Origin of the sequence: Salinisphaera aquimarina, assembly GCF_042643355.1 — a bacterium.
Lineage (GTDB): Bacteria > Pseudomonadota > Gammaproteobacteria > Nevskiales > Salinisphaeraceae > Salinisphaera > Salinisphaera aquimarina.
In genome coordinates this window covers 908898-931034 of sequence record NZ_JBHRSS010000003.1, presented here as the reverse complement: position 1 = coordinate 931034, position 22137 = coordinate 908898, and the positions used below count along the sequence as shown (strand labels likewise).

Genomic DNA, 22137 nt, shown 5'->3' with positions numbered 1-22137 from the left:
GTCCCGCCTGGACATCACCATTTTCGAGCGGTCCGTAACCGCCGATGAGAGCGACGGTACAAAAGTCGACAAGCGACAACCGACGGTACCGGAGCATAGCCTCGGTCGACAGCGAATAGTCACCAAGTGTCAGGATACTTGACACTCGATACAGCTGTAGTTCGGAGGAGACGGGGGCTGCAGACTTCTCGTCGATGTTAATTACTTGAAATATAAAAATTTTCTTTCCGGTGCACGACCGTCAACGCAATGTATGCGGGTATGGCTGGTCGACATGACGGCATGGTCGCGGCCTGATTGGGCACTAAGTGTCGAAACATATTACAAGAGGTGTGATTTTCCACCGTTTTCGTGCCGTCTTTCGAGTGCCTGCGGGACCAACCCATGACGCCATAAGCCATGGCCCGCTCCTTGCTTTTGACAAAAGCGAGAACGGATGCTAGGCAAAGCAGGTTCCGTTGATGTGATTAGAAGGTTGGGTGCGTTATAGGCTGAATCTTTAGCAGGTGATGACATCATGAAACTCAAACAAGTATTAGTAGGTGGCGCCCTCCTGGCGTTTTCAGGGTTGACCGGTACTGCGTTCGCAGCAGTCACGCTCGCCTTTGACGATGTCGGCCCTCGCACGGGCGGCACGGTAAGCTACGACGGCGCCGGAGGGGCACTGATCGGAAGTAATGTGGGATTCAGCAGCATTGAGTTTGGGGGCGGCGTGGCTCCTAACGAGAGCTCGCTGGCCTGCAACGGCTGTCTTCTGAACTTCACGACCGGCAACAATGTCTCCGAACCGTCCGGTGGCAGTGTGGACTATATCTTCGGTAACGGCGGTTCGTTCTCGCTGAGCGGACAGGCCGTGGATTCGGGCGGTACGGTGATCGTGGATGGGTTACTGCTGAGCGGCGCTTTCAGCGGCCAGCCGACGGCCACGCGGCAGAACGTTAATACAAGTACCCCGCCGGCGACGATCAATTTCAATGGCTTCGGCACGGATACGAACAACCCGGATCTGCTGGCCTACTTCGGTATCGATCCGGCGACCTCGTTCATTTTTGCCAATACCACCATCGCACTGGGTACCACCAGCTTCAATCTGGCGACCGGCGCTTTCTCGGGCACGGTCAACCAGGCGGATCTGATCAACAGTGGTTCGTTGGCTGCCGTTCCCGAGCCGAGCGAATTGGCGATGATGGGGCTTGGTATGGCGTTGCTGCTCATGGGCATCAGCGTACGACGCAGACAGTCCCTCTGATACAGAGCTGACAGGCCGAAGTCGAGCATCGCAAAAGCCTCGACACGGTCCAGGGAGGAAGTATTCTCGGCATCGCTCTTCGGGCGATGCCGTTTTTATTTGCATGCCCGATCCTGTTCAAGGTATTGATGCTGGCGCATCGGTAGCTGATCGGCGTCGAAAAGTAGTAGGCGAGTCGGTGGTGTCGGGTGAGGGGTAATGCACGGAGCACGCATTATACGGTCGGGCCGCGCACGCCGTGTCACGACAACATCCGCGGCCTTTGCCAGCCCGGCCCGGCTTTCCACATCTTGATTATGTACGAGACGCAGCAGGCTCCGACCTGGCGCAACGGGCGGATAGCTTGAGAAGAAAGCATTTCTCACGCAAAGCCGCCAAGCCGGAAAGATGAAGCACGCCTTTCGATGGCGCGCTGTTTTGGCTTCTTCGCGTCTTTGCGCCTTCACGTGAAACCGTTGTGGCTCCGGCATCCGGGGCAGAATGAAGTAAGACAAACGAACTGAACCTGCTACATAGTCAAGTTCCACGTTGAGCCGTGCTCCCGCCCTGGGCCAGCAATCGGCCCGCAATCGGCCAGGATCGCGGGACATTGCATTTTGGGTCTTAGACACGGCCTCGGGCGGCGAAGGTTTTGGCGCCGATCATGTAGCGCGAGAACCTGCCGCTGCTCGCGAGCATTCAATCGGCGCTCGGTTCAATCTTGGCTATCCGCTCCCTGCCATGGGCCAGATCGATTGGTCCAAGAGATGAGCGACGGGTGCAACACGCGCTTCCCTATGCTTGTTTGGCTGCGGGCGCGGGGTTGGCCGCCATGTGCCGTGTCGCCGGGACCTACACTTATTCAGGCCAGAGCCGGCGGTCTGGGCGTAGCCAAAGCAACGCATAACAAGACGTCCTTGCCTCGGTTGCCCGATCTTGCCCGGGTCGACCTGACGGTGGTGGCGTTGCGCCAGGGGTGGATTCCTGTGCGATCGTGGGCGCGTCTCGCAATATCTCTCCATAATACAGCGGCATGGAGCGAGCACGGGTGTCGGGTTCGGTTCCGGTGTTGATGAAATTCAGCTTCGGGTCTTGAGGCTTTCCAATGAGTATTGTCTACAAAGCGGATCCGGTTCGCGGCAAGCGCTGGCAGGCGCTGCTGGCGGGGAAGGCGCCCGAGCGCAGATTGCATCTCTGGCCCGAGTACGGGGATCCGGCGGCGGTGCGGTATCTGGTGGCATGGCAGCCGCCGGAACACGTCATGGCCTGTTTCCCGAACCTGCAGGTGCTGTTTTCGACCGGTGCGGGCGTCGATCAGCTGGATCTGGACCGCATACCGGCCGAGCTGCCGGTGGTGCGTATGATCGATCCCGGCCTCACACAGGGCATGGTCGAGTACGTGGTGTTAGCGGTGCTGGCGCTGCAGCGGGATATGCCGGCGTATCTGTCGCAACAGCGCGCAGGCGTCTGGCAACCGCTTGCGCAGCGGCCTGCTGCTCGCACGCGCGTGGGCGTGATGGGCGTAGGCGAACTCGGGCGCAGCGTGCTCGAGCGACTGGCCTGCTTTGGTTTTGCCTGCGAAGGCTGGAATCGTTCGCCGAAGCAGATGGACGGCGTACCGGTGTCCAGCGGCGATCAGGCGCTGGACGCGTTCCTGGCGCGCACCGATATTCTGATCTGCCTACTGCCGCTGACCCCGGCGACCCGTGGCCTGTTGAATACGACCCTGTTTGATCAGTTGCCGCGGGGTGCTGCGGTGGTGAACGTCGCGCGCGGGCCGCAACTGGTGATTGACGATCTGCTGGCGGCGCTGGATCGGGGACAGCTAGGTGGCGCGGTGCTGGATGTGGTCGATCCCGAGCCGCTCCCGGCCGATCACCCATTGTGGACACACCCGCGCGTATGGCTCACGCCGCATGTCGCCAGCGCGACGCAGCCGGAAACCGCGCTCGACGCGCTGCTGGCCAACATCGAGCGCTTCGAACACGGCGAACCCATGCAAGGCGAGGTCGATCGATCCCGCGGCTATTGAACCGGCCCGGTCCGGTGTCGGTCACGACCGGGCGCATGTGCGTTGTGTCTGCTGGCTTTGACGCTCAGGGAAACACGAGGCGCGGCTTATCGAAGGCCCGTCATTCCCCATCCGGCACCAGATACTGGATCTCGACCTTTTGACGGCCCCAGTTGCGGGCGCGCTGTTTCTTGGCGAACAGGATGTCGATCTTGTCGCGCCAGCGCCGGTGCATCTTGTCCTGAACGGTGTAGGTGCCCGGCAGACCCTCGATCCGGATCTTTGTGCCGTGGGTCAGGCCTTCGTCGATAAGGTCACGCGATACGGCGACGGCCTTGGAGGTGGGCTTGAGCTGGTCGCCGAACGCGGTCAACCCGACGTTGCCGCGCTTGGTTTCCTCCTCGGCGAGCGTGAACGAGGTGGCGGTGACTTCCATGGTCTCCCACGACGCGGTGTCGTCGGCGTGGCCGGTGCCGGGGCCGATCATGCCAAGCATCAGCGTGCCGATCGTTACGGCTATGCCGGCCGGGGAGCGCGTGCCAATGGTATTCATCGTGATGATCCTCTGCCTGCGTGGCGTGGGCCCGGAAGGCCGATACGCCGGGGCAAATGAAAAGCGTTCTCTCGACCTATATAAACAGCTAAACGCATACGCTGCAGCATCTGCCGGCTGCCACGGCCGTTAGCGGTTCGGCAGATCATGCGGCGAGCCTTGATGCCCGCTGTGGCCACGGCGGGATGAATCCACCGATTCGACCGGCGGAACGCTTGGCCTGACAATGGCATCAGGTCCCCATCGTGCGCAGGTAACTCGTGGACGATCTCGTCGACAAACCGGCCCGACAGCAGGCGCTGCTTCCATCGGCGCCGGTACCGGTCGCGGCGAAGCCGTTGGCGTGCGGCACCGCGCCGGAAAGCGCGTCTGCGCGAGACAAATTGGTCGCAGCCTGTCTGGCCGATGCGATCGGCGCGTTCGGAGTGGCGTCGTCGGGCTACCACCTGCGCCGGCGTGTTCTGACCGGGCTGCTGCGCCTGCCGGTACGGCGGGTGGCAGAGCGTTTACTGGCCTACGATGCGATCGTCGCCGACCAGGGCCTGCAGCGCGGCGGTGCCTACGCGCTGCCGACGCTGGCACGTCACGCCGTTGTCCACGGCCAGGCGAACATACCGCGGCGCGGCCCGCTGCTGCTGGTATCCAATCACCCGGGCCTGGCCGATGCGGCCGCGCTCTTCGCCCATGTGCCGCGGGTGGATCTGCGTGTGATCGCCGCCCGCCGGCCGTTGCTGGCCGCGCTGCCGGCGACCGCCCGCCAGCTGTTGTTCGTGCCGGAGGACGGGTCAAATCGTCTGCCGGTCGTGCGTCAGGCCGCGCGTCATATGCGTCATGGTGGCGCCCTGCTGACGTTTCCCGCCGGCCGCATCGAGCCCGACCCCGCCATTCGCTCCGACGCGATCGCGGCCCTGGCGCAGTGGTCGCCCTGCGTCGACAGCTTCGCTCGTCTGGCGCCCGACCTGACGATTGTGCCCGTGGTCGTCAGCGGCGTGCTGTCACGCAGGGCGCTGGATCATCCGGTTACCCGGCTGCGGCATGCCCAGCGCGATCGGGAATGGCTGGCGGCGACCCTGCAGATGCTCGTGCCTGCGCTTGCCGACGTCACCGTGCGCGTGGTTTTCGGCGCACCGATTCGTGTATCCACGCTGGCGGTCGGCCAATCGGCGCGCGCCGCCGTGCTCGATCGGACACGGCAGCTGATGCGCGACTGCGCTCTGCCTGACCAACCATGACAACGCCCCTGCATGAGCTCGCGCGGTCGGCTGCGTTCTACAATCCTGTCCGCGGACAGGTGGACTCCACGCCTTCTGGCACGCAGACAAGACCAAGAGCCCGAGCCAATGGACCGACCGATGGATGACCGCCCATGATCTCTCGACGCGTCGTCGTTGCCGGGCTGCTCAGCCTGGGCCCTGCCGGTATCAGCCTCGGCGCATTGGCCCGCGACAGCGACGGCGCGCAGACAGGCGCGCCGGCCGATTCCCTGGTTGATTCGCTGGTTGATTCCTTGGCTGACCTCGAACGTCGCTACGGTGGCCGCCTCGGCGTGGCGGTTTTCGATACCGGCAGCGGTCACATCGCCACCCATCGCGGCGACGAACGATTCGCCCTGTGCAGCACGTTCAAGGTACTGGCTGCCGGGTACGTGCTCGCGCGCGTGGATCGCGGCGAGGAGCGCCTGGATCGGCGCATCGCCTATGATCAGGATGATCTGGTCGACTATTCGCCCGCGACCGGAAAGCATGTCGGCGACGGCATGCGTCTGCGCGATATCTGCGAAGCGGCGGTCACGCTCAGCGACAATACCGCCGCCAACCTGATGCTCGCCAGCCTTGGCGGGCCGGCCGGGTTGACGGCCTATCTGCGCTCGCTGGGTGACGACGTCACGCGTCTGGATCGTCGCGAACCGCAGCTCAACTACGTCGAGCCGGGCGATCCGCGCGATACCACCACGCCGGTCGCGATGCTGCACACCTTGCGTCGCCTCGTGCTCGGGAGGGCTCTCTCCGTGGCCTCGCGCGATCAGCTGCAGACCTGGTTGCGCGCCAACCAGACCGGCGACAAGCGACTGCGCGCCGGCCTGCCGGCGCAGTGGCGCGTGGGCGACAAGACCGGCACCGGGCCGAACCACGAGGCCAATGACATCGCCGTGGTCTGGCCGCCGGAACGGGCGCCGCTGGTGATCACGGCCTACTATGTCGGCCGCGATGCGTCCGATGGTGACCGGGATACGGTGCTGGCCGAGGTGGGCCGGCTTGCCGCGACGCTGTGAGCCGCTCCGCCGGTCGATTCGACGACCACGGGTCGTGGTGTCTCGATCCCGGCGCCTTGTGGTCGCTGCGCCACGCTGCCCGGACTCGGCGTACAGACGACGCACGCTCCGATCAGTCGCGTTTCGTCACGGACCATGGGTAGACTCAGGGTTGGCGTTCTCAGCCCGAGGGATGTGCGATGAAACGATCCACCTGTGACCGGTCTCTGATCGTCGGCCGCCACCGGCGTTGCCGCGCGGTGTTGGCGTTGTGCATGGCCGTCATGCTCACCGCGAGTATTGCCGCTGCCGCGGCCCCGGCCGGGAAGCCGCCGATGGCGAAGACGATCGCCATGATCGGCGCCGGCAACATGGGCCAGGCGCTGGGCAATCTGTGGGCGGCGGCGGGTTATCGGGTGCTGTTCGCGAGCCGACATCCGGATGAGCTCGATGACGTGGTCGCGAGCGCGGGCCATGGCGCCGAGGCGGCCGCGGTCGGTGACGCGATCGATCGTGCCGGGATCGTGGTGCTTGCGGTGCCGTATCGCGCGGAACCGCCGATCGCGCAGCAATACGGCGAACGCATGCAGGACAAGATCCTGGTGGATGTCGACAATGCCTTCCCGCACCGCGACGGCGAGGTCGCGGTCAAGGCGGAAAAGGTCGGCGAAGCGGTCTATTCGGCGCGCCTGTTCGAAGGCACACGCTTCATCCGTGCCTTCAATCTCAAGGGCGCGACCAGTTTTCCCGATCCCAGCGAAACGGATGCCGCGGATTTCGAGGTGCCCTACACGACTAACGACGAATCCGTCCGGCCGATCGCGGAAGCACTCATACGCGCCACCGGTGGTACGCCGAAGTATGAAGGCGGGCTGGAGAATGCCCGTGAATACTGAGCTGCGGCGCGGCGCCCAAGGCAGGCATCAAAACGGACGTTCTCATGCAAGACACGACTGAAACGCGAACCCTGAGCGTGTCCATCAACCGGGACCTGGCCGAGGCTTATGCGTTCTTGTCCGTTCCCGAGAATTTTCCGAAGTGGGCGTCGGGGTTGGGCGAACTGCGTCGGGTCGATGACGCTTGGATAGTGCAAACCCCCGATGGTCCCGTGGAGGTCTGTTTTTCGCAGCGCAACGACTTCGGTGTGCTCGATCACTGGGTGTGTCCCGCGCCGGATACAACGATCTATATTCCGATGCGAGTGGTTCGGAACGGCAGCGGCTGCGAATTGATCTTCACGCTCTTCCGGCTCCCCGGCATGAGCGACGAGAAATTCGCCGCCGACGCGGAGTGGGTCATGCGGGATCTGCATGCCGTTCGGGATATTCTGGAAACAAAAGACGCCTGACAGGGTGACGCGGGCGCCCGCCCCAGAACGCGGTCACGTTTGGAGCGGGCGTAATGAGCGGCCGCTGCGTAAGCTATTGCTTCTCATCACTACTCTTTATCTTTCGGCAACTTGTAGGCGATCACGTAGTCGCCCATCCTGGTGCCGAACGTGCCGTGGCCGCCGGCCGTGACCAGCAGATACTGCTGGCCGCTGTTGCCGGTATAGGTCATGGGCGTGGCGTTGCCGCCGGCTGGCAGGCGCGCCTTCCACAGCTGCTCGCCGGTGGCCACGTTGTAACCACGCACATAGTAGTCGAGCGTGCCGCTGAGAAACGCCACGCCGCCGGCCGTGGTGATCGGGCCACCGAGCGCGGGCACGCCCATGGGCAGCGGCAGGGGCACGACCGGCATCTGGTCGCGGGCGGTGCCGTTGGCATGCCGCCAGACCACCTTTGACTGCTGCAGGTCGATGCCCGCCACATCACCCCAGGAGGGCGCCTGGCAGGGCAGCTTGAGCGGTGACAGCAGCGCCCCGATCTTCACCGCATAGGGCGCGCCGGCGTTGGGCTGCAGGCCGGAGCCTTCGGAGGCACCGCGTTCCATCTCGTCGGCCTGTTCACGCGGCACCAGCTTCAGCGTGAAGGCCAGATACTTGGGCGCGACGAACAGGGTCTGGGTAGCCGGATTGACGGCCACGCCGCCCCAGTTCATCACCCCGACGTTGCCGGGATAGGAGATCGAGCCCTGCAACGACGGCGGCGTGTACTGGCCCTCGTAGCGCAGCGACTTGAAACGGATCCGACACATCATCTGATCCAGCGGCGTGGCGCCCCACATGTCGGCGCCGGTCAGTTTCGGCGGCAGCAGGTTGAGCGCGGAGCGCGGCTGGGTCTTCGCGGTATGGTCGCCGTCGACCGCGCCCTGGGGAGCGGGGATTTCTTCGATCGGCACCACCGGCTTGCCGCTGTTGCGGTTGAACACATACAGGCTGCCCTGCTTGGTGGGCTGGATGACCACCGGCTGGGTGCCGTCTGCCGTGGCCATGTCGGTGAGCACGGGCTGGGCCGGCGGATCCATATCCCACAGATCGTGATGCACGAGCTGGGCGTGCCAGGCGACCTGGCCACTGTCCACATGCAGCGCGACCAGCGAAGAACTGTATTTTTCCGTCGCCGGCGGCCGGTCGCCGCCGTACTGGTCGGGCGGCTGGTTGCCGACCGGCAGATACAGCAGGCCGCGTTCTTCGTCCACGCTCATCGGCGCCCAGACGTTGGGCGAATTGCGGGTGTAGTGGGCGTCGGGGCCGATCGGCTTTGTCTCGGTCGGGTTGCCGCTGTCCCAGTTCCAGACCAGTTCGCCGCTGTGTACGTCGAAGGCGCGCACCACGCCGGAGGGTTCATCGGTGGAGGCGTTGTCGGTGACATGGCCGCCGATGATGACCAGATTCCGGGTGACCACCGGCGGCGAGGTGGCGTAGTAGCCGCCCGGATCGAAGGGCCGTACGTTGCGGGTCAGATCGACCGCGCCGTTGTCGCCGAAGCCCGGGCAGGGTTTGCCGGTATCGGCGTCGAGCGCGATCAGGCGCGCGTCGGCGGTGGGCAGGAAGATGCGTCTGGGGCAGCTGTCGTTGCTGGTGGCATTGCCGGTGGTAGTCAGGTTGCTGTTGTCGGGGCTATTACTGGCGCCGCCATAGGCAGCCTCGTCGTAATAGGCGACGCCGCGACAGGTCATGTGCGCCCAGCCGGAGAAATCCTTTGCGCCTTCCTGACTCAGCTGGGTGTCGTAGCGCCATTTGGTGTCGCCGGTGTCGGGGTCGAGCGCGAGCACCTGGCTGTGCGGGGTGCAGGTATAGAGCGTGTCGTTGACCTTGAGCGGCGTGGCCTCGTCGGTGATCTCCTTGGGCGCGTTCGGCCCGGGCAGGTCGCCGGTGCGGATGCGCCAGGCCTCCTCGAGCTGGTCGACGTTGTCGGTGTTGATCTGAGCCAGCGACGAATAGTGGCTGCCGGCCTGGGTGCCACCATAGGACGGCCAGTCGGCGCCAGCCGCGTATTCCGGCTTGACCGGGTGCGTGGCTTGGCTGTCGATCGTGCCCTCGAGCGTATGCGGCGCGGTGAACTGGCTGGCGAGTGCCACGCCGAACGCGACGATCACCGCCACCACCAGGGCCGGCGTGGCGGTGCCGCTGTTTTTTCCCGCGTGTTCGGCCAGCGGCCGGCGCACCCAGGGCAGCAGCAGAACCAGCCCGATCACCGCCCACATCGCCAGGCGTGGCACCAGCGGCCACCAGTCGAGGCCGACCTCGAACAGCGACCAGACCACGGACGCCAGCAGGATGGCCGCGTACAGCCACAGACCGCTGCGCCGCGCAGCGATCAGCAGTACGCCGCTCACGGCGAACGCGACGCCGGCGATCAGGTAGTACCAGGACCCGCCGAGCGTTATCAGGCGAATGCCGCCCGCCGCCATGGCCACGCCGACGACGAGCAGAAACAGCCCGATCAGGCTGGGGAGCAGTCGTGAGGGCGACCAGGCGCGGGTGTTGTGCATAGGGTGACTTCGAGTTGGCGTAAGGGTGCGGGTGGCCGGTAATCAGCCGGTGCAGCGCATGGTGTGACGGTTGTGGTGCGTAGCGACGGTCGGATGCGACGCGCTCAGGGTGCGCTCGCGCCACGCACGTTCATGCGCAGGGTATAGAGTGAATCGCTGGCGGTGATGAACAGGGTGCGGTCATCGGCGCCACCGAAGGTCACGTTGCCCGTCCATTCCTCGTCGACCGCGATATGTCCGATCTTGTCGCCGCCCTGATTGAATATGGTAACCCCGTGGCCGGTCAGATACAGGTTGTGATTCGCATCCATGGTCATGCCGTCGGACCCCATCGCCGTGAACAGCGTCTTGTCCGACAGCTGGCCGTCGTCGTCGATGGTGTAGCGATAGGTCTTCTTGCCGCCGAAGTCGGAGATGTACAGGGTCTTGCCGTCCGGGGTGCCGATGATGCCGTTGGGCTTTTCCAGGTCACTGGCGACCGCGATCACCCGCAGGCCATCCGGGGTTCGGTAATAGACCCGCTGCTGATCGATGTCGGGCTGGGTGCGTGTCCAGTAATCGCGTTGATAGTAGGGGTCGGTGAAATAGATACCGCCGCGCGGGTCGATCCACAGATCGTTGGGGCCGTTGAGCCGGTGCCCCTGATAGTCCTTGACCAGCACCGACACCTGCTTGTCCGGGCCGATAGACCACAGCTCGCCGTGCAGGTCGGCGGCGCTGACCAGGTTGCCGTCGGCGTCGAAGAACAGACCGTTGGAACGTCCGGCGCCGTCCATGAACAGCGACAGCTTGCCGTCGGTATCGTATTCCCAGATCCGATTGTTGGGCTGGTCGGTGAAGAACACATTGCCGTTGCGGTCCGCGGCCGGACCTTCGGTGAACTCGAACTGATCGGACACCAGCCTGAGCTTTGCGCCGTCGGCGACCGGCGAATCGTCGCCTGCCAGGGCGGAACCACTTGCCGCGCACAGCGCGATCAGCAACAGAGCTGCGAGAAGACCGGTGCGCGTGCCTGCAAAAATATTCGTCTGCGTCATCTCGAGAATCCCCGCGGTAAAGCCTGTCTGGCCTGTCTATCACGGCGCGATCGAGCCTGTCGAGGCACTGTGGTGGCGCGCATTCGGCGCGCGGCTCGGGTGATGTGTCGTACACGCCAGAGCCGAACGCCAGGAGCCTGTGGCCGACTGCTCCGCGGACTTGCCGCTCAGTGAATCTTGGGTGGCGCGGCGTCCGGGTCCTCGATCAGTGCCTCCACGTCCGCGGGGCTGAACACGTAAGTGGTGTTGCAGAAATGACACTGGGTCTCGATCTGGCCCTGCTCCTCGACCACGCTGCGCAGCTCCTCGGCGCCGAGCTGATGCAGCGCGCGGCCGAAGCGTTCGCGTGAACAGCTGCAGCGAAAGATCACCGGCGCGGGCTCGAACAGTCGGGCCTGTTCCTCGTGAAACAGGCGGTAGAGCACCTGTTCGGCGTCGAGCTCGGTCAGTTCCGCGGCGGTAATCGTATCGGCCAGATGATTGATACGCTCCCAGGCCTCCGGATCCTGAGGGTGGGTTTCTTCCGGCAGCTTCTGGATCAACAGCCCGGCGGCGCGCGAGGCGTCGCTGGCCAGCCAGAGCCGGGTGGGCAGCTGCTCCGAACGGGCGAAGTATTCTTCCAGACAACCCGCGATCGTGGGTCTGTCGAGCGCGACGATGCCCTGATAGCGCTGCCCTTCGTGTGGATCGAGGGTGATCATGAGGCGGCCTTCGCCGGTCAGCGTGGCCAAGGAGAGATCATCCATATCGGCGACCGCGGCCTCGTCGAAACGGGCGATCGCCCGCAGCCGCTGTGCGCTTTCGATGCTGCCCGGATTGGACTCGGCCATCAGCAGCGACAACGCCCCGGTGCCACGGATTTCGATGCTCAGAATGCCGTCGAGCTTGATCGTCGCGGTGAGCAGGGCACAGGCGGCGAGCAGTTCGCCCAGCAGCCGTTCGATCGGCGCCGGATAGTCGTGCCGCGAGAGCACTTGCTGGTAGGTGTCTTCCAGCTGGGCGATTTCACCGCGCACCTGGGTGTCGTCGAACAGGAAACGTTGCAGTTGGTCGGAAGGCATGGCGGCGGCTCGGGTAACTCCGGAATCAGCGGTTGAAATGTGTGCCGAAGGGCGGGAATTCAACTTGCGCACGCGATTCGCCGTCGACGACGACGCCTGCGTGCCCCGCCGAGGTCGTCTCAGGTGTCGGGCATGAGGGCGTCGTCCATGGCCGTCGCGCGTCGGTAGGCATCGCGTGCCGTGAGACGCTCGGCATAGTCCTTGAACGCCTCGCGCGCGGGCAACGAGCCGAACTGCAGCCCCCAGATGACTTGCGACCCGAGGTAGACGTCGGCCGCTGTGAAACGCTTGCCCGTGATGTACGGGGTCGCGGCGACCGCCTGCGCCAGCACGTCGACCGTCAGGTCGTAGCTGCCGTAGCCGGCCATGCGCCCCTGCTCCGCGCTCGGCGCGAACCCGAGTGTATTGTTGGTCACGGCGTGTTCGAGTGGGCCCGCGGCAAAGAACAACCAGCGATAGTATTCGGCGCGGTCATCGGTCTCCGGCGCCAGCCCGGCATCGGGGAATACATCGGCAAGATAAGCGCAGATCGCTGCACATTCGGTCACGATATGCCCGTTATGGACGATGGCGGGCACCTTGCCCATGGGGTTGATGGTCCGATACGGCGCCGTTTTCATGTTCGTGGCGTAGTCGAGGATCTCGGTTTTGTAGGTCGCCCCGGTTTCCTCGAGCATCCAGCGCACGATCCGCCCGCGCGACATGGGATGGGTATAGAACACGAGATCGGCTGCCATCGGCCTGCTCCGGCGCTGTTTCGATGCCCATGAAATGCGCTTTTCGCGGCGCGCGTCAAGCGCGCATGACGGCCCGGCGTTATTCGACATCCAGCCTGCGGGTCACCGTCTGTCCGCTGAGCAGGTCGTGGACGGTGACGCGCCAAGTGCCCGTGGGGTCGTTGAGCGCCAGCGGGATGCGCTTGCGGCCGCCGCCCGCGCGGACGATGACATTGCCCGAATAGGCCAGCATGCGTTCGCCTTGCGGGTTGCGAACCGTCACGTGGAACACGTTAACGTCGGCCTGGGTCGGTGCGGTCCGCATACCGACTTCCACGATCGATCCGCGCCGGGCTCGTGCCGGTGCCGTGACCTGCATCCCGGGCAGCGGCGTGTCGCTCACCGCGAGCAGCGTGGGCTCGTAGGGATCGACGGTGAGCGCCAGGTCGTTCCGGCGACCCAGCTCGGTGCGCGCGCGGATATCGTAGACATACATTGATGTCGGCAGCCGCAGGCGCACCCTGATCGGCGTCTCGAAGCGCTTGTTCGACTGAAAATCGGGCGGGCCGAGCTCGTCCACGCGCAGCTGCGGATTCGACTGTAGCGAGATGATGCGTACGCGCCCATTGGCGAGCACATGGGTATCGATACCGACGACGGCGTGGCCGTTGTCGTCTTCGACCGCGAAGCGCGGGCGGATATCGTTGGCGCGCAGCAACTGCTCGATTGTTCGATGCATCGCGGCTTCGTCGCCCGTGAGCCGGCGTTGCAGATAGCTGGCGATATCCATGCCGAGAAGGATCGCCTTGCCCTGGCCGATACGGCGTACGTGCATGGCCGGTTGGTTCTGGGTGTCGGTTGTCGGCGATGGCTCGGCGGGCGCGGGTTTCGGCCCGAACATATCTTTCAGCACCGACGTTGCGCGTTTGCGGCTGTGCTCGTCATAGGTCCCGGGCATGCCGCTGGCGATGGCCACCCCGCCGGCTGTCACGAAGTCGCGGATCGCGGTGGCCTCGGCCGGCGACAGCGAACTCGACTGCGGCAGGATGAGCACGCGATAGCCACGCTTGCGCAGTTCGCCCTGTTCCAGCTGCTGATAGGAGACGAAGCGGTGCTGAAGGCCCTGATCCTCGATCAGGTTGGCCCAGGATTCACGCAGCCGCATGAATAGGTTGTGGGTGCGCTCGTACTTGGCGCCGCGGCGCATCCAGGCGGTGTCGTCGCCGTCGCTGTCGGCGCGGCGTTCGAGCAGCCACTGGGTGCGCAGGCTGGGCTGCGAATAGTGGACGGCGATGGGGTCGTTGACCACCGGGCTGTTGATGATGAGCGCGCCGGTGCCGTCGCGAATTTCGTTGTAGTACCGACCGGAGCGCAGGCCCGCCTTGGTAGGCTGACCGTCCGGTTGCACGTAGCGCCGGTCCGGATCCCACAGGATCAGGCCGCGATTGCCATGCAGCAGCTCGTGCCAGACCCGGTGTTTCTCCCAGCGGCCCGAGGAAAAGCCGGTGCCCAGAATCGGTATCGATGGATCCAGCGAATGCACGATATCGACGCTGCGGCCGATGTCGTAGATCTCGATGGCGGTGACCGCCTTGGTGAGCCGGGCATAGTCGTAACCGCCCCAGCCCGGCATCTGGCTGCCGCCGAAACCCACGAACGCGTCCGGGTCCCCTTCGCGGACCGCATCCGCGCCCATCTTGAGCGCGCCCGCGAACGACACGTCCATCCAGGCCTTGAAGTCCGCCCAGGCCGCGAAGTTGTGGTCCTGCTTCGTCATCGCCTGGCGTGTGGTCATCGGCATGACCCGATCCCAGCTCGGGAAATCCATGCCCCATTCGGCGTTGAGGGCCGCGAGGCTGTGGTACTGGCTGCGTAGCCAGCTGCGCATGCCGGCCAGCGAGCTTTCGGAGAAATCGAAATCCCATTGCGCTGCGAGCTCGGCGATGCCGGGTTCGTCCGACAGGCTGTAGAAGTAGGGTCGGTAAGGCGCGTTGCGTTTTGCCATGGCCCGGCTGCGGTCGTGCACGCGCTGACGCCAGACCGGATCCTCGAGACCGGGGTGGCGCTTGAAGGCGTCCAGGCTGTCGGGGTTCTCCTGGTACTCCTGTTTGGCGCGGGTGAAGGACAGGTCCTTGGGCTGGTTGCGCCGCCAGCGATGGTATTCGGCGTAGAAGCGCGGCACGAGGCTCTCCGAGTACCAGCGCACGTTGTTGTCGATCAGGAAATCCGGGGCTGCCTCGAGGCGCCCCGAATATTGGCCCGCGTTAATGCCCAGCCGCTTGAGCGCGGGCAGTAGGTCCGCCGGATAGGGATGCCACATCATGATGATGTAGTCCTTCCAGCCGGTGAAGGGCGGCCGGGCCACGAAATCGGCCTCGGCGCTTTCCCGTTCGCCCTCCAGGCGGACGCCACCTCGGCGGCCGCTCAGCGAAACGTCGACGCGCAGATGATTCTTCATCGCCAGCGCATGCGTCATGTCGATATCGAAGGGGATGCGGGTCGCATCGGTCAGCTCGGCGGACAGGGTCCGGTCTGCGACCCGCCGGCCGAGGCTGTCGGTCCAGCGAAGGCGCAGCGTGGCGTGCCCGCTGAAGCGTTCACCCAGATCGTAGACCACTGTCACCGGGCCGCTGCGATCCAGCGTCGACGCCGGCAGGCGCAGCGTACCCGTCGGTGCGTCGGCCACTGCGACACAGCTGCAAAGCAGTGTCATAACAAGACCCATGCAGGCGATGGCGACCGTCATCCGGTTCATTGGTTGTTCTCGAGCCCGGCTTGGCTGAATGGATCGATCGCCCGGCGACATTACATCTGCCAACGGTCGAAAACGCTGCTCTCGCCCGGCTTTCACGGTCGGTTCATGGGATGAGTGACGCCGTGCCGAGTGTGTCCAATGCCTATCTTATGTCGGTTGTGGCCGGCATGGGGGCGTTCGACGACGCCCGGCCGATTCGCAGGCTCGATTGACGTGTATCGATGCCCGCGAAGCGTCCTGGACGATCGTTTTTGACGATATCGGTTGCCCCGTTGGTGCTGGTGGCTGCCGGATGCGCCGTCGTGACGGACGAGCCGCGTGGCGGGGCTCGGGCGCCTGCTCGAACAGGCCCCGGACCGCCACGCAGCGCGCGTCTAGATCTAGATCGCCCGCCGGTTCATCTGGTCGGCGATATAGCCGGCCTGGCGAATCGCCAGCGACACGATCGTGAGGGTGGGATTCTCCGCCGCGCTGGTGGTGAACTGGCTGCCGTCGGAGATGAACAGATTGGCCACCTCGTGCGTCTGCCCGTGCTTGTTGCAGACCCCATCGGCCGCATCTGCGCTCATCCGGCAGGTGCCCATGTTGTGGGTGGACGGATAGGGCGGCGTGCGGTGGACGCGCGTGGCGCCGACCGCTTCGTAGAGCTTCGTACCCTGCTCGAATGCATGTTCGCGCATGGCGGTGTCGTTGGCGTGGTCGGCGTACCAGACATCGGCCACCGGCAGACCGTATTCGTCCTTGAGATCGTTGTTGAGGGTGACGCGGTTCTTTTCCTGCGGCATGTCCTCGCCCACGATCCACATGCCGGCCATGTTGCGGTAGTTGTCCATGGCGCTGGCAAAGTCGGCGCCCCAGGCGCCGGGCTTGAGAAAGGCCGCGGTGAACGCCAGACCCAGCGAGATGGTCTCGAATTCATAGCCGGCGACGAAACCGCGCTTGGTGTCGTGGCGCGCCTCGTCCTGGATGATGCCGGCCATCACCGTGCCCTTGTACATTTCCACCGGTTTGTCGAACTTGCCGAACACGGACGCGGTGGTATGGCGCATATAGTTTCGCCCGACCTGCCCGGAGCCGTTGGCCAGGCCGTCCGGGAACTGGCTCGAGGCCGAGTTGAGCAACAGCCGCGGCGTTTCTATGGAATTGCCGGCCACCGCGACCACGCGCGCTTTCTGGCGCTGCTGCTTGCCGTTCTTGTCGAAATAGACGACGCCGGTGGCGCGGCCCTGATCGTCGTGTTCGATATGAGCCACGTGGGTCTGGGTGCGCAGCTCGGCGTGGCCGGTCTCCAGCGCCGCGGGAATCTCGGTGTAGAGCGTCGACCATTTGGCCGAGAACCGGCAGCCCTGGAAACAGAAACCGCGCTGCATGCAGTGGGAACGGCCATCCTTGTTGATGCTGTTGATCGCCATGCGCCCGGTCGAGCACTCCTTGTAGCCCAGCTTCTGGGCGCCCGCGTACATGACGTTGAAGTTGTTATTGCCGGGCAGACCCGGCAGGCCGTTGGTGCGGGTGACGTTGAGTTTCTTCTCGGCCTTGTCGTAGTGCGGTGCCATGTCGGCCAGGGTGATCGGCCAGTCGAGCAGGCTGGCGCCGTCGATATCGCCGTAGGTGCTTTTCGCCTTGAACTCGTGTTCCTGGAATCGCAGGCTGGCGCCGGCCCAGTGCACGGAACTGCCGCCCACCGTCTTGCAGATCCAGGCGGGCAGATTGGGAAAATCGTCGGCCAGTTGCCATGGGCCGGATGCACTGCGCGGATCGGCCCATGCCAGCTGCTTGAAGGACGGCCACTCGTCGGCGATGAAATCCGCCGGGGTGTTGAGCTTGCCGGCCTCGAGCAGAACCACGTCGATGTCTTTCTGTGCGAGTTCGTTGGCCAGGGTGCCGCCACCCGCGCCGGAACCGATGATCACAACCACGCTGTCGTCGTCCGCGGCGAAGGTCTTCTTGTTGTCGTACTGTCCCATGATGTCCTCCTTCACGAACGCTTGGCGTTGGGGATCGGGCCGCTGGCTTCATCGGCCGGATCGGGCAGCCAGTCGAGATCGTTGAAGCCGCGATACAGATAACCGCTGTCGCCGCGGGGTCCGGGATAGCCGAAATGGGCGTAGGCGAGTTCATTGCTGTAGAGCGATACGACCGCGGTGCCGCGCACGTTCTCGAAGAACGGCGTGCCCTCGAGCGCTTTCACCTGTTCGAAACGCGCATCGTCGTCGGCGGCCAGCCAGTTGCCATCGGTGGCGTCGTCCAGATGCGCCACGCCCTCGACCAGCCGCTTGCGGGTCGCCGGTTCGGCGGCCGCGCCGTCGTCCAGATCCTTCACCACCAGTGCGTAGACCGCGTCGTCCAGGGTGTCGTGTGGGTACAGATAGCGTATGAACTGCAGCAGCGTCTTGCTCTGATGCGTGCTCAGGCTCTTGAGTTCGACGGCCCAGCTGCGACTGGGGGCGAGCAGCGCGATGGCGCCGCTGGATGCGGCCAGCGTGCCCACGAGCACGCTGCCGCTGGCAGCCAGAAACCGGCGCCGCGATAGGGCGATATCGGACATGGCGATCTTCCTCCGGGCGGCGGATCAATGCGTGTCCGCCTTTTATTATGTTCACTCAGACTAGCCCCGCGTTGTCCGCGCGGTGGTATTAGGTCATTACTACATTGCCCACAATCGACGAACAGGCTAGTTTCGACTATGGCCGGCGGTGAATCGCTGTCGGCGGCAAAACAAGAACGGAGGACGCGCCATGTGCAATATGTACGCATCCGTCGACCCCGAGCGCTACGAGAGCGTGACGCGTTCCGTGCGATTGCAGGGGTTCGTTACCAGTGTGCGACTGGAAAACGAGTTCTGGGAGATACTCGAAACGTTGGCCGCCGAGGACGGTTATTCGGTGTCGGGTTTCATCAGCAAGCTCTATGACGAGGTCATGAGCTGCCAGGGCGAAGTCGGGAATCTCACCTCGATGCTGCGTGTGTCCTGCGCCATCTATCTGCACCGGCGGGTGGACCGGGCCGGCGACATGACCGATCGCGACCCGCAGCCGGCGCCACGAACCGCGCTGGCATAGCGCTGCGAACTGACGGCCGGAGCGCGGTGGGCAGGGCTTCGCTGTAGGCTAGGTGCTCCGGCCCGATCGGGGTCTGTGGCGCGCGCGGGCAAGCCGCCCCGCTCGCCGAATGCCTACGCATGGGGCGCGGCCTGTCGCTGTGGCACACTGCGCCGCCGAACAGTCCTTTCCGATGGATCATCGATGACAGCTGTCGGCTATAACCGCAGCGCATGAGCGCGACCCCCGCGATTTCCGCAGCCACCGTGCTGCGATTGGCTGTGCCCGCGCTCGGCGTGCTGGCCGCGGAACCGTTGTATGTGCTCGTGGATACCGCCGTGGTCGGACATCTGGGGGCCTTGCCGCTGGCCGGGCTGGCGCTCGGCGGCACGATGCTGGCGGTGGTGACCAGCCAGCTGACGTTTCTGTCCTACGGCACCACCGCACGCAGCGCCCGCCTGTTCGGCGCCGGCCGGCGCGACGATGCGGTGACCGAAGGCGGGCAGGCGACCTGGCTGGCGATCTTCGTGGGGCTGATCGTGCTGGGCCTGGGCGAGCTGTTCGCGCATCCGATCGCCCTGGCGCTGGCCGGCGATCCGGCGGTGGCCGATGCGGCCGCCACCTGGCTGCGCATCGCCCTGCTGGGCGCGCCGGCGGTACTGATCACGCTCGCCGGCAACGGCTGGATGCGCGGCGTCCAGGACACGGTGCGCCCGCTCTACTACATCCTCGCGGGCAATCTGCTGTCGGCCATCGCCTGCCCATTATTGGTCTACCCGCTGGGCTTCGGGCTCGTGGGTTCGGCCATGGCCAACGTGCTTGCCCAGTACACGGCCGCGACCCTGTTTCTGCTCGCCTTGCGCCGTGAGCGGGCGATCGTGCGGCCGCGCTGGCGGATCATGACCGCGCAGATGGCGCTGGGGCGGGACCTGATCCTGCGCAGCCTGTCGTTCCAGATCTGTTTTCTGTCTGCCGCGGCGGTGGCGGCGCGCTCGTCCACGGCCGCGCTCGGCGCCCACCAGATCGTCTATCAGCTGTGGGTGTTCCTGTCCCTGATTCTGGATTCGCTCGCCATTGCCGCGCAAGCCTTGATCGGCGCCGAGCTGGGCGCGGAACGGGTGGCGCGGGCGCGGGTAGTGGCCTGGCAGATCACCCGCTATTCGGTTGCGCTCGGTGTGCTGCTTGCGGCGTTGTTCGCGGCCCTCGCCGGCGTATTGCCGCATGCCTTCACCAGCGATGCCGCCGTGCTCGCCGAGATTCCGCACGCCTGGTGGCTGTTCGTCGTCCAGCAGCCGGTCGCCGGCGTCGTGTTCGCGCTCGACGGCGTGCTGCTCGGCGCTGGCGACACGCGTTTTCTGCGTACCACGACCCTGGCCTGTGCGCTCGGCGGTTTTTTGCCGCTGATCTGGCTGTCCTGGGCGTTTGGCTGGGGCCTGACCGGAATCTGGATCGGTCTGACCCTGTTCCTGGTCACCCGCATGATCGCGGTCGTACTGCGTACCCGATCGGGCGCCTGGGCGGTGGCCGGGGCGTAAGCCGTAGCTATCGGTGGTGGCCGAGTTCACTGACGTAGCGCGGAGCCGGATTCACGTTGGCCGGGACGCCGGATCTTTCTTATGGGCTGACGATACGTCGAGCTGATAGCTGACTGGTATCCAGCGATAGCCGCTCGCCTGTTTGTCGACGAAACCGACGGACGGAAACGAGGTGTGATAGCCGATCACCGGTATGCGTTCGTGGGCCGCCATGGCATAGATGCGTTCGCGTGTGCGTGCGCCCTGGGCCTTGTCGCGATCGAACAGCGCATGCCATTCGGGCCGGGCAAGCGAGGCGACTTCGTGATGGGCACAGTCGCCCCAGAGCAACAGGCGCTGGCCCCGGCTCTCGATATGGAACGCGAGATGGCCGGGGGTATGGCCATAGGCTTCGATCGCATGGATGCCGGAGGCGACTTCGTCGCCGGGCTTTATGAAACGCATCCGCTCGGCGAAGGGGGCGACATGGGTGGCGAATAGGCGCGCCGACAGGTTCTCGATATCCCCCTCGGGCTTACGCAGCCGGTCTTCGGTCGCGGCCCAGAACTCGAACTCCTTTGCGCCCATGACATAGCGCGCGTTCGGGAATGCGGCCCGGCCGTCCTGAAGCATGCCGCCGATATGATCGACATGGCCGTGGGTGAGCACGACGACATCGATCTGCTCGGGGCTGTAGCCGGCGGGGGCGAGCATACGCGCCAGCCAGCCGCCGTCGGGTGGCGGCACGAAACCATCCGCGCCATTGCCGGTATCGAACAGAATAAGTTCCTTGCCGGTGTTCACCAGCGCCGGGGTGAAACCGGGCTGGAATCGCGTCTTCGGCAGCAGATTGGCGTGCATCAACTGTTGTACCTTCTCGGCCGGCTGATCTTCGCCCACCACGGGCCAGGGCCCGTCGAGCATCGCGCCGGCGTCGAGAAGCGTGGTCACCTCGAAGTCGCCGAGCTGGAAGCGGTAATGGGTGGGGCGTGCCGGGCCGAGCGCCGGCGCGGCCGCCTGCGCCGGGCGTACGAGCTGCCGGCCGATGGCAGGCAACGCGAGAACGGCGGCGCCGGCACCGAGAATACGGCGGCGCGTGATGTCGGGGCGGGTTTTGAACATCGGCTCTCTCCTTTCGTGGACGCACAGTGCGTGGCAGCTGCTATCGTCTTGAGTCGCACACTTGCCCGGCTTCTGTTGGCCGGGTTACCGGTGCTGCGCATCGCTCAGCGCGGGCGCATGGGTTGGAGATTGGCCGATGAATGCCTCCCGTGACTTGTACGAACCTGCTGCCGGCCAGCGCAAGAGCGCCGATGCGCTGTGGCATCTGGATGCCGGGCGGATGCTGTTCATCGCCCCGCTGTGGCAAAACGATATGCATCAGCACGGCGCGCCGATTTTTCTGACCGGTATGCACGACCGTTTCGAACTGCGCATCGCGGGTGGCAGCTGGCAATCCTGTCGGTCGGCGGTGATTCCTGCCGGCGTGGCGCATGAACTGCAGGTGCACGGCAACCCGGTCGCGGGCTTGTATATCGAACCGTCGATCGACGGCGTTCATGCCCTGCTGCCGTTGCTGCGACATCGGCATGAAATCAACGGTGTTTTGACCAGTGCTGGCGGGGAATACGCGCCGATACGCGAACTCTGGGAGGGCCGTACGGGCGTGGCGTCGGCCGGGCTGCTGCTGGACGATCTGCTGTGTTTTTCCAGTATTCGTGCGCCGGCGCGCATGGATACGCGGATCGCCGCCAGCGTGGCGACCCTGGCGCGGGTCACGGAGGCGTCGCTGCCGATAGCACGGCTCGCGGCCGACGCCGGCTTATCTGTTTCCCGTTTTCAGCATCTTTTTAGCGGCCAGGTCGGCGTGCCGTTCCGCCGCTATCGTGCATGGGCAAGAATGCGGGTGGCGATCGAAGCGATCGTGGCCGGCGCCAATTTCACGGCGGCAGCGCATGTCGCGGGTTTTTCCGACCAGTCCCATTTCAACCACGATTTTCGCCGCACTTTCGGCGCGCCGCCCTCACTGAGTCTGGCGCGCCTGCGAGAGTGATTGCGATCGCCGGTGCAGGCTTGCTTGGCGCGCGACGGGCC

Annotated in this window: 19 protein-coding genes; 10 read left to right on the top strand and 9 right to left on the bottom strand. The window is 65.0% G+C overall.

Features of this window, described 5'->3' with window-relative positions:
* Positions 1–517 precede the first annotated feature (517 nt).
* Both ACFOSU_RS07780 and ACFOSU_RS07775 read left to right on the top strand, forming a co-directional pair.
* Complete coding sequence (locus ACFOSU_RS07780; RefSeq protein WP_380688154.1) at positions 518–1249, top strand: PEP-CTERM sorting domain-containing protein; 732 nt, start codon at positions 518–520, stop codon at positions 1247–1249.
* Positions 1250–2333: 1084 nt separating this feature from the next.
* On the top strand, positions 2334–3260 hold the full coding sequence (locus ACFOSU_RS07775) for a 2-hydroxyacid dehydrogenase (protein WP_380688152.1): 927 nt from the start codon (positions 2334–2336) through the stop codon (positions 3258–3260).
* Between the two features lie 100 nt (positions 3261–3360).
* On the opposite strand, the gene ACFOSU_RS07770 is transcribed toward ACFOSU_RS07775, so the two are convergent.
* Positions 3361–3792, bottom strand: coding sequence for a 3D domain-containing protein (locus ACFOSU_RS07770; RefSeq protein ID WP_380688150.1), 432 nt, complete (start codon positions 3790–3792; stop codon positions 3361–3363).
* 260 nt (positions 3793–4052) lie between these two features.
* Here ACFOSU_RS07770 and ACFOSU_RS07765 point away from each other — a divergent pair, with 260 nt between their 5' ends.
* The 4 genes from ACFOSU_RS07765 to ACFOSU_RS07750 all read left to right on the top strand — a co-directional run bounded on the left by ACFOSU_RS07765 (position 4053) and on the right by ACFOSU_RS07750 (position 7391).
* Positions 4053–5024: a 1-acyl-sn-glycerol-3-phosphate acyltransferase gene (locus ACFOSU_RS07765; RefSeq protein WP_380688148.1), complete on the top strand. Its 972-nt coding sequence runs from the start codon at positions 4053–4055 to the stop codon at positions 5022–5024.
* Positions 5025–5158: 134 nt separating this feature from the next.
* Positions 5159–6064, top strand: a complete 906-nt coding sequence (gene bla / locus ACFOSU_RS07760) for a class A beta-lactamase (RefSeq protein ID WP_380688146.1) — start codon at positions 5159–5161, stop codon at positions 6062–6064.
* A 179-nt stretch (positions 6065–6243) separates the two neighbouring features.
* Entirely contained in the window at positions 6244–6939 is a 696-nt protein-coding gene (locus ACFOSU_RS07755; protein ID WP_380688143.1) for an NADPH-dependent F420 reductase, read from the top strand.
* Between the two features lie 44 nt (positions 6940–6983).
* Positions 6984–7391, top strand: coding sequence for an SRPBCC family protein (locus ACFOSU_RS07750; protein ID WP_380688141.1), 408 nt, complete (start codon positions 6984–6986; stop codon positions 7389–7391).
* Positions 7392–7480: 89 nt separating this feature from the next.
* Here the strand turns inward: ACFOSU_RS07750 and ACFOSU_RS07745 are convergent, their stop codons facing one another.
* The 5 genes from ACFOSU_RS07745 to ACFOSU_RS07725 form a co-directional block, all read right to left on the bottom strand.
* Positions 7481–9919, bottom strand: a complete 2439-nt coding sequence (locus tag ACFOSU_RS07745) for a glucose/quinate/shikimate family membrane-bound PQQ-dependent dehydrogenase (protein ID WP_380688139.1) — start codon at positions 9917–9919, stop codon at positions 7481–7483.
* A 104-nt stretch (positions 9920–10023) separates the two neighbouring features.
* Positions 10024–10956 (bottom strand): SMP-30/gluconolactonase/LRE family protein, encoded by a 933-nt coding sequence (locus ACFOSU_RS07740; RefSeq protein ID WP_380688137.1) that lies wholly within the window; start codon positions 10954–10956, stop codon positions 10024–10026.
* Positions 10957–11123: 167 nt separating this feature from the next.
* Positions 11124–12017 carry an Hsp33 family molecular chaperone HslO gene (gene hslO, locus ACFOSU_RS07735; protein WP_380688135.1) on the bottom strand — a complete coding sequence of 298 codons (894 nt, stop codon included), beginning with the start codon at positions 12015–12017 and terminating at the stop codon, positions 11124–11126.
* A gap of 119 nt (positions 12018–12136) precedes the next feature.
* A complete protein-coding gene (locus ACFOSU_RS07730; RefSeq protein ID WP_380688133.1) occupies positions 12137–12754 on the bottom strand; it encodes a glutathione S-transferase family protein in 618 nt (205 codons plus the stop codon).
* Positions 12755–12833: 79 nt separating this feature from the next.
* On the bottom strand, positions 12834–15446 hold the full coding sequence (locus tag ACFOSU_RS07725) for a beta-galactosidase (RefSeq protein ID WP_380688131.1): 2613 nt from the start codon (positions 15444–15446) through the stop codon (positions 12834–12836).
* Positions 15447–15508: 62 nt separating this feature from the next.
* On the opposite strand from ACFOSU_RS07725, the gene ACFOSU_RS07720 reads away from it, so the two are divergent.
* Positions 15509–15700 carry a hypothetical protein gene (locus tag ACFOSU_RS07720; protein WP_380688129.1) on the top strand — a complete coding sequence of 64 codons (192 nt, stop codon included), beginning with the start codon at positions 15509–15511 and terminating at the stop codon, positions 15698–15700.
* 168 nt (positions 15701–15868) lie between these two features.
* Here ACFOSU_RS07720 and ACFOSU_RS07715 read toward each other — a convergent pair whose 3' ends face one another.
* A complete protein-coding gene (locus tag ACFOSU_RS07715; protein WP_380688127.1) occupies positions 15869–17455 on the bottom strand; it encodes a GMC family oxidoreductase in 1587 nt (528 codons plus the stop codon).
* Positions 17456–17466: 11 nt separating this feature from the next.
* A complete protein-coding gene (locus tag ACFOSU_RS07710; protein ID WP_380688125.1) occupies positions 17467–18036 on the bottom strand; it encodes a tat (twin-arginine translocation) pathway signal sequence in 570 nt (189 codons plus the stop codon).
* A gap of 190 nt (positions 18037–18226) precedes the next feature.
* Between ACFOSU_RS07710 and ACFOSU_RS07705 the strand changes: the two genes are divergently transcribed.
* Both ACFOSU_RS07705 and ACFOSU_RS07700 read left to right on the top strand, forming a co-directional pair.
* Positions 18227–18550: a ribbon-helix-helix domain-containing protein gene (locus ACFOSU_RS07705; protein WP_380688123.1), complete on the top strand. Its 324-nt coding sequence runs from the start codon at positions 18227–18229 to the stop codon at positions 18548–18550.
* A 212-nt stretch (positions 18551–18762) separates the two neighbouring features.
* Entirely contained in the window at positions 18763–20064 is a 1302-nt protein-coding gene (locus ACFOSU_RS07700) for an MATE family efflux transporter (protein WP_380688121.1), read from the top strand.
* A gap of 51 nt (positions 20065–20115) precedes the next feature.
* On the opposite strand, the gene ACFOSU_RS07695 is transcribed toward ACFOSU_RS07700, so the two are convergent.
* Positions 20116–21165, bottom strand: coding sequence for an MBL fold metallo-hydrolase (locus ACFOSU_RS07695; protein WP_380688119.1), 1050 nt, complete (start codon positions 21163–21165; stop codon positions 20116–20118).
* A 136-nt stretch (positions 21166–21301) separates the two neighbouring features.
* Here ACFOSU_RS07695 and ACFOSU_RS07690 point away from each other — a divergent pair, with 136 nt between their 5' ends.
* Positions 21302–22096, top strand: coding sequence for an AraC family transcriptional regulator (locus ACFOSU_RS07690; protein WP_380688117.1), 795 nt, complete (start codon positions 21302–21304; stop codon positions 22094–22096).
* Positions 22097–22137 lie beyond the last annotated feature (41 nt).

Coding starts and splice junctions, on each gene's coding strand:
- ACFOSU_RS07780 (WP_380688154.1), top strand. CDS start 518: ATGAAACTCAAACAAGTATTAGTAGGTGGCGCCCTCCTGGCGTTTTCA.
- ACFOSU_RS07775 (WP_380688152.1), top strand. CDS start 2,334: ATGAGTATTGTCTACAAAGCGGATCCGGTTCGCGGCAAGCGCTGGCAG.
- ACFOSU_RS07770 (WP_380688150.1), bottom strand. CDS start 3,792: ATGAATACCATTGGCACGCGCTCCCCGGCCGGCATAGCCGTAACGATC.
- bla (WP_380688146.1), top strand. CDS start 5,159: ATGATCTCTCGACGCGTCGTCGTTGCCGGGCTGCTCAGCCTGGGCCCT.
- ACFOSU_RS07755 (WP_380688143.1), top strand. CDS start 6,244: ATGAAACGATCCACCTGTGACCGGTCTCTGATCGTCGGCCGCCACCGG.
- ACFOSU_RS07750 (WP_380688141.1), top strand. CDS start 6,984: ATGCAAGACACGACTGAAACGCGAACCCTGAGCGTGTCCATCAACCGG.
- ACFOSU_RS07745 (WP_380688139.1), bottom strand. CDS start 9,919: ATGCACAACACCCGCGCCTGGTCGCCCTCACGACTGCTCCCCAGCCTG.
- ACFOSU_RS07740 (WP_380688137.1), bottom strand. CDS start 10,956: ATGACGCAGACGAATATTTTTGCAGGCACGCGCACCGGTCTTCTCGCA.
- hslO (WP_380688135.1), bottom strand. CDS start 12,017: ATGCCTTCCGACCAACTGCAACGTTTCCTGTTCGACGACACCCAGGTG.
- ACFOSU_RS07730 (WP_380688133.1), bottom strand. CDS start 12,754: ATGGCAGCCGATCTCGTGTTCTATACCCATCCCATGTCGCGCGGGCGG.
- ACFOSU_RS07725 (WP_380688131.1), bottom strand. CDS start 15,446: ATGACACTGCTTTGCAGCTGTGTCGCAGTGGCCGACGCACCGACGGGT.
- ACFOSU_RS07715 (WP_380688127.1), bottom strand. CDS start 17,455: ATGGGACAGTACGACAACAAGAAGACCTTCGCCGCGGACGACGACAGC.
- ACFOSU_RS07710 (WP_380688125.1), bottom strand. CDS start 18,036: ATGTCCGATATCGCCCTATCGCGGCGCCGGTTTCTGGCTGCCAGCGGC.
- ACFOSU_RS07705 (WP_380688123.1), top strand. CDS start 18,227: ATGTGCAATATGTACGCATCCGTCGACCCCGAGCGCTACGAGAGCGTG.
- ACFOSU_RS07700 (WP_380688121.1), top strand. CDS start 18,763: ATGAGCGCGACCCCCGCGATTTCCGCAGCCACCGTGCTGCGATTGGCT.
- ACFOSU_RS07695 (WP_380688119.1), bottom strand. CDS start 21,165: ATGTTCAAAACCCGCCCCGACATCACGCGCCGCCGTATTCTCGGTGCC.
- ACFOSU_RS07690 (WP_380688117.1), top strand. CDS start 21,302: ATGAATGCCTCCCGTGACTTGTACGAACCTGCTGCCGGCCAGCGCAAG.